This is a genomic window from Enterococcus sp. 3H8_DIV0648, assembly GCF_002140655.1.
GTDB classification, from domain to species: domain Bacteria; phylum Bacillota; class Bacilli; order Lactobacillales; family Enterococcaceae; genus Enterococcus_A; species Enterococcus_A hulanensis.
Genome location: NZ_NGLG01000001.1, coordinates 810,173 through 814,255, shown reverse-complemented (window position 1 = coordinate 814,255; position 4,083 = coordinate 810,173). Strand labels below are relative to the sequence as shown.

Below are 4,083 nucleotides of genomic sequence, written 5' to 3'. Positions count from 1 at the left end.
TCATTTTGTTTATTTCGATACGTTACTTCCATCCTGTCTCTTATACACATCTAGATGTGTATAAGAGACAGGCCATATATGCATTTGGTCTAGTTTATTTGAATATTGCGAATCACTTAGCAGAAGGCGGCGTTACCGGTATCACTTTGATCATTCGAGCGCTTTTTGGCATCGATCCTGCCTATACAACCTTAATCATTAATATCCCATTGATTTTAATCGGTGGAAAAATTTTGGGTAAACGATCATTTTATTATACAATTTTGGGTACGGTCTGTTTGTCTGTCTTTTTATGGATCTGGCAGCGGATTCCTTTACAGATCAATTTGGATCACGATTTATTCATCGTTTCTATCTTAGCAGGTTTATTTGCAGGGTTCGGCAGCGGGCTGGTTTATCGAAATGGTGGGACGACTGGTGGAGCAGATGTTATCGCGCGGATTTTAGAACAAAAATTCGGCTTCACGATGGGAAAATCATTACTAGTATTTGACATCATCGTTTTACTTTGCTCACTGACTTATTTGGATTTGAAACGCATGATGTATACACTGATCGTGTCGTTTGTATTTAGTAAAGTAGTTGATATGCTCTCTTCTGGCGGATATGCTGCCAAAGGTGTGATGATCATCTCTAATGAAAGTAACGTGATCGCGGAGTTATTGATGGCTCATCTAGAACGCGGCGTTACCTATCTTCATGGGGAAGGCGGCTTCTCCTCAGATATGAAGCGCATCGTCTATATCGTCGTTTCACAGCAAGAAATCAATGAAGTAAAAAAACTTATTCATTCAGTTGATGAAAAAGCTTTTATTCTAATCAGTAATGTCCATGACGTAGAAGGTGAAGGCTTTACCTACTTAAAACCGCAGCGACGAAGATTTACTTTAAAACGAAGTAATTAAAAAAATACCGCAGACAATTTTTTGATTGTCTGCGGTATTTTTATTCGTGTAAAGATAATTTAAGTCTGTTCAATTCATCTGACAAAATTAGGAAAGCCTCTTTGTCACCATCTTCTAAGGCCATATCAATCTGCTTCTTCAATAAATCTACTTGCGCTTCCTGTTCCTGAAACTTCAAATAGTTTTCGACCTCTGTCACAATTTCCTCACTGACATTATCATTCCATGAAAGCGCGGGATTGTCTTCAAGAACTGATAAATACTGGGCGTTCTGCCAAGAATTGGGAAAAACACATTCCAAGTATAAAGGCTGTTGCCAATGCAGACGAATCTCATGAAAAATTTGATCACTGTTAGAAAACTGATGGCCTTCAATCGAAAACACCATCGGCTCTTCACGTTGAGTAATATCTCGAAAAACCAAGCCTCGTTTTGTTTCTAGCGCTTGTTCTACGATGTGGACATTTCGCAAGATTGCTTCATGATTAATCAAGTAATTTAAAATCCAAATTACTTCGCGTCGTTGAAAACTCACATTATTAATCAACCACACGAGAAATTCACGTTTTTCACCTACATCGATCATTTCTCTCACCTCTCTACTCTTCTAGTAATGACTGTACTTCTAAATCACCCGGTTCTAATTGTAAGTAGTTCGTCAAAACAGCTCGTGCCGGTTCTAATTGACCATCTTCTCGTAAAAAGATTCCATATGCTTTCAAAAAGTCTGGTTCATGAGCCAAGTCTTCGTAAGCCTGCTTGTAATAAGTACGTGCGGCATCGAAATCTTCCAGTTCATTATAGGCCTGAGCCAGATTCCATGCGGCGTAAGGATTATCTTCTTCATCCATCTGACTAATCATTTCGATTGCTTTATCAGGCTGTTCTTCATTGAGATAAAGATTACTTAACGTCAACAACGTTTCATCCGTTTTATCTCCTGTTTCTAACGCTTGTAACAACAATTCTTCAGCCTTCTTGCTATCACGTAAACGATACGCAATTTCAGAAGCCATATGCAGTAGTTCCACTTGATAAGGGTTTTCCTTGACGCCCTCTTCAGCAGCAACCAAAGCTTCCTCCAGCAATTCTTCTTCTTTCAAACTATCGGCCAAATAGTAATAGCCGCTTTGATATTGCGGATCAATCGTAATCAACTCCTGTAAATAATTGATTGCTTTTTGATGATCGTGCAATTGGTAATACGTAAAGCCTAATTGGAACAACCGATCAGATGTATGCTCTTTTTCTAAAGCTCGCTCTAAAAATGGGATCGCTTCTTCAAAACCGCCCATCATACTATAAGCCGATCCAATGCGCTCATCAATAGAGATATTCGCGATTTCATCGATCCCTTGTTTCTGAAGCTGACCGTAATCATTAATCGCTTCTCCCAATTGATTAGCAGAAAAATGTAATTCCGCCAAAGCAAAGGTGATCAACGGTTCTTCTGGCGCAATCGTTTTAGCCTGCAGCAGCTTCGCTTCGCTGACTTCCGGAATGCCTAAAACCTGATATAAGTCAGCTGTCACTAACAAACTTTCTAAGTAATTCTCACTTTCAGGTTTGATTTTTTCTAAGTACTCAAACGCGTCATCAATAAGATCATCTTCGATAGCAATCTCGGCTAAAGAAAGATAAAAAACATCCTCTTCAGGAAAATCCTTCAACAATTTTTCTAAAGCACGTTTTGCTTCTTCTATGAAACCTAGCGCCTGCAGCTCTTCAGCCAAGCTTGCTAAAATCTCTGGATCATCCTTTTTCAATGCCGCTTCAAACAACAAATTTGCTTCTGTTAAATTTTCATCCTTCAATGCTGCGAGCATTTTTTCACTATAACTTGACATCTATTCTCCCCTGATCTCTGTAACTATTTTTTGATACGCTTCAAATGTTCGAAGCAATTCTTTTTCAGTCGGAATTTTGTTCATGCCGACCTCGCCGACTTGGACTAACCCAGCCAATGGTTTCTCCTGCGCTAAAGCAATCACCTGCTGACCATAATCAGCCAAAGAGATTCCTTCAGGCATCATGATTGGAAATCCTAATCGCACCAACCATATCATAAAATTTTTGAAATTGAAATGAAGATCGCTTGCTGTCACGTTCCACGCTAACTCAAATAACAAGCCAAACATCGTCTTCATACTGTTCGACAACAGTGAACCATTTTCTGTTTGGAAAAAAGCTTTTTCAAAGGTTTTCCCAAACCTGCGCAGCTGTCGGCTGTTTTCTTGGTAATAATTGATCAAAGTCTCACTAAAAGCCGAAAAAGAATGCTGCAATAGAGCTTCACGCGTTGGAAAGTTCACGTATAAACTTTGTAGAAATGGATAGTCACAGACGATCCCGCAACGAATCAACGTTAAAAGATCGACCATTTTCCCCGTTTTCTGTTGATCCGCTAAAGTATGATCAAACAAGATACTTTTCGGTGCTTCCTCAATCTCCATCACTGTCATTAACGTTTTATCTGAAACAATTTGGTCTACAAAAGATAAGCTTTGCGCAAACGATCGCAATGAAACAGGTAAGAAGCACAACTCTGCTTGAAAATTCGCAACATGGTGCGTGAATCCCAGCAGTTCAATGACTCCTTCGTTGCCGATACCCATAAAAATAGTTTCCTTTTGTCGACTGAAGCGATCAAGAAAGCTGATCAATTCTTGAAAATTTTCCATCGTGTTACAATAACGGTTATTCGGCGTGATAAACCATTCATGCGTGCTGCTTTTAGGAATAAATTGCCGCAGCTTCTCCGCGTACAAATCATAATACCGCTGATTGCCGCAAAAAAGTATCTGCTTGTTTTTTAGATCTTTTTTACGCATCATTGAAGCGACCGTTTCTCCATAAATAATTAGTGTCTCATTTTGTTTATTTCGATACGTTACTTCCATCCGATCACCCCGTTTTCTTTATTTTATACTACAAAAAAACCTCCCGCAACAAATCTGCGAAAGGCTTTCGGATATTTCAGCTCTATTATTATAAGAATAAAAAAGAATCCGGATTATTAGAAATTCGTATTTGTAAATTTCACACTATTTAAAGCTCATATGATCATTGACCCTGTTGTATATTTTGTTGACCCTGAATTGGCGTTCCTTCTTGATTTGAAGGAGCCTGCTGAGTATTTGATTGACTTGGCTGTACGCCTTGCTGATTTTCCTGAGGC

Annotated in this window: 4 protein-coding genes; 1 reads left to right on the top strand and 3 read right to left on the bottom strand. The window is 39.0% G+C overall.

Translation table 11 applies throughout. The features are described 5' to 3' along the window. The first annotated feature begins 56 nt into the window (after positions 1-56). Positions 57-905, top strand: coding sequence for a YitT family protein (locus A5875_RS03780; RefSeq protein WP_176244710.1), 849 nt, complete (start codon positions 57-59; stop codon positions 903-905). A 40-nt stretch (positions 906-945) separates the two neighbouring features. On the opposite strand, the gene A5875_RS03775 is transcribed toward A5875_RS03780, so the two are convergent. From A5875_RS03775 to A5875_RS03765, 3 genes are read right to left on the bottom strand one after another with little or no spacing between them, the layout of a single operon-like run. Beyond that, positions 946-1,491, bottom strand: a complete 546-nt coding sequence (locus A5875_RS03775) for a YpiB family protein (RefSeq protein WP_088932373.1) — start codon at positions 1,489-1,491, stop codon at positions 946-948. Between the two features lie 13 nt (positions 1,492-1,504). Next, positions 1,505-2,752 carry a tetratricopeptide repeat protein gene (locus A5875_RS03770; RefSeq protein ID WP_088932372.1) on the bottom strand — a complete coding sequence of 416 codons (1,248 nt, stop codon included), beginning with the start codon at positions 2,750-2,752 and terminating at the stop codon, positions 1,505-1,507. After that, positions 2,753-3,805, bottom strand: a complete 1,053-nt coding sequence (locus tag A5875_RS03765; protein ID WP_088932371.1) for a hypothetical protein — start codon at positions 3,803-3,805, stop codon at positions 2,753-2,755. Positions 3,806-4,083: the final 278 nt, after the last annotated feature.

Coding starts and splice junctions, on each gene's coding strand:
- A5875_RS03765 (WP_088932371.1), bottom strand. CDS start 3,805: ATGGAAGTAACGTATCGAAATAAACAAAATGAGACACTAATTATTTAT.
- A5875_RS03770 (WP_088932372.1), bottom strand. CDS start 2,752: ATGTCAAGTTATAGTGAAAAAATGCTCGCAGCATTGAAGGATGAAAAT.
- A5875_RS03775 (WP_088932373.1), bottom strand. CDS start 1,491: ATGATCGATGTAGGTGAAAAACGTGAATTTCTCGTGTGGTTGATTAAT.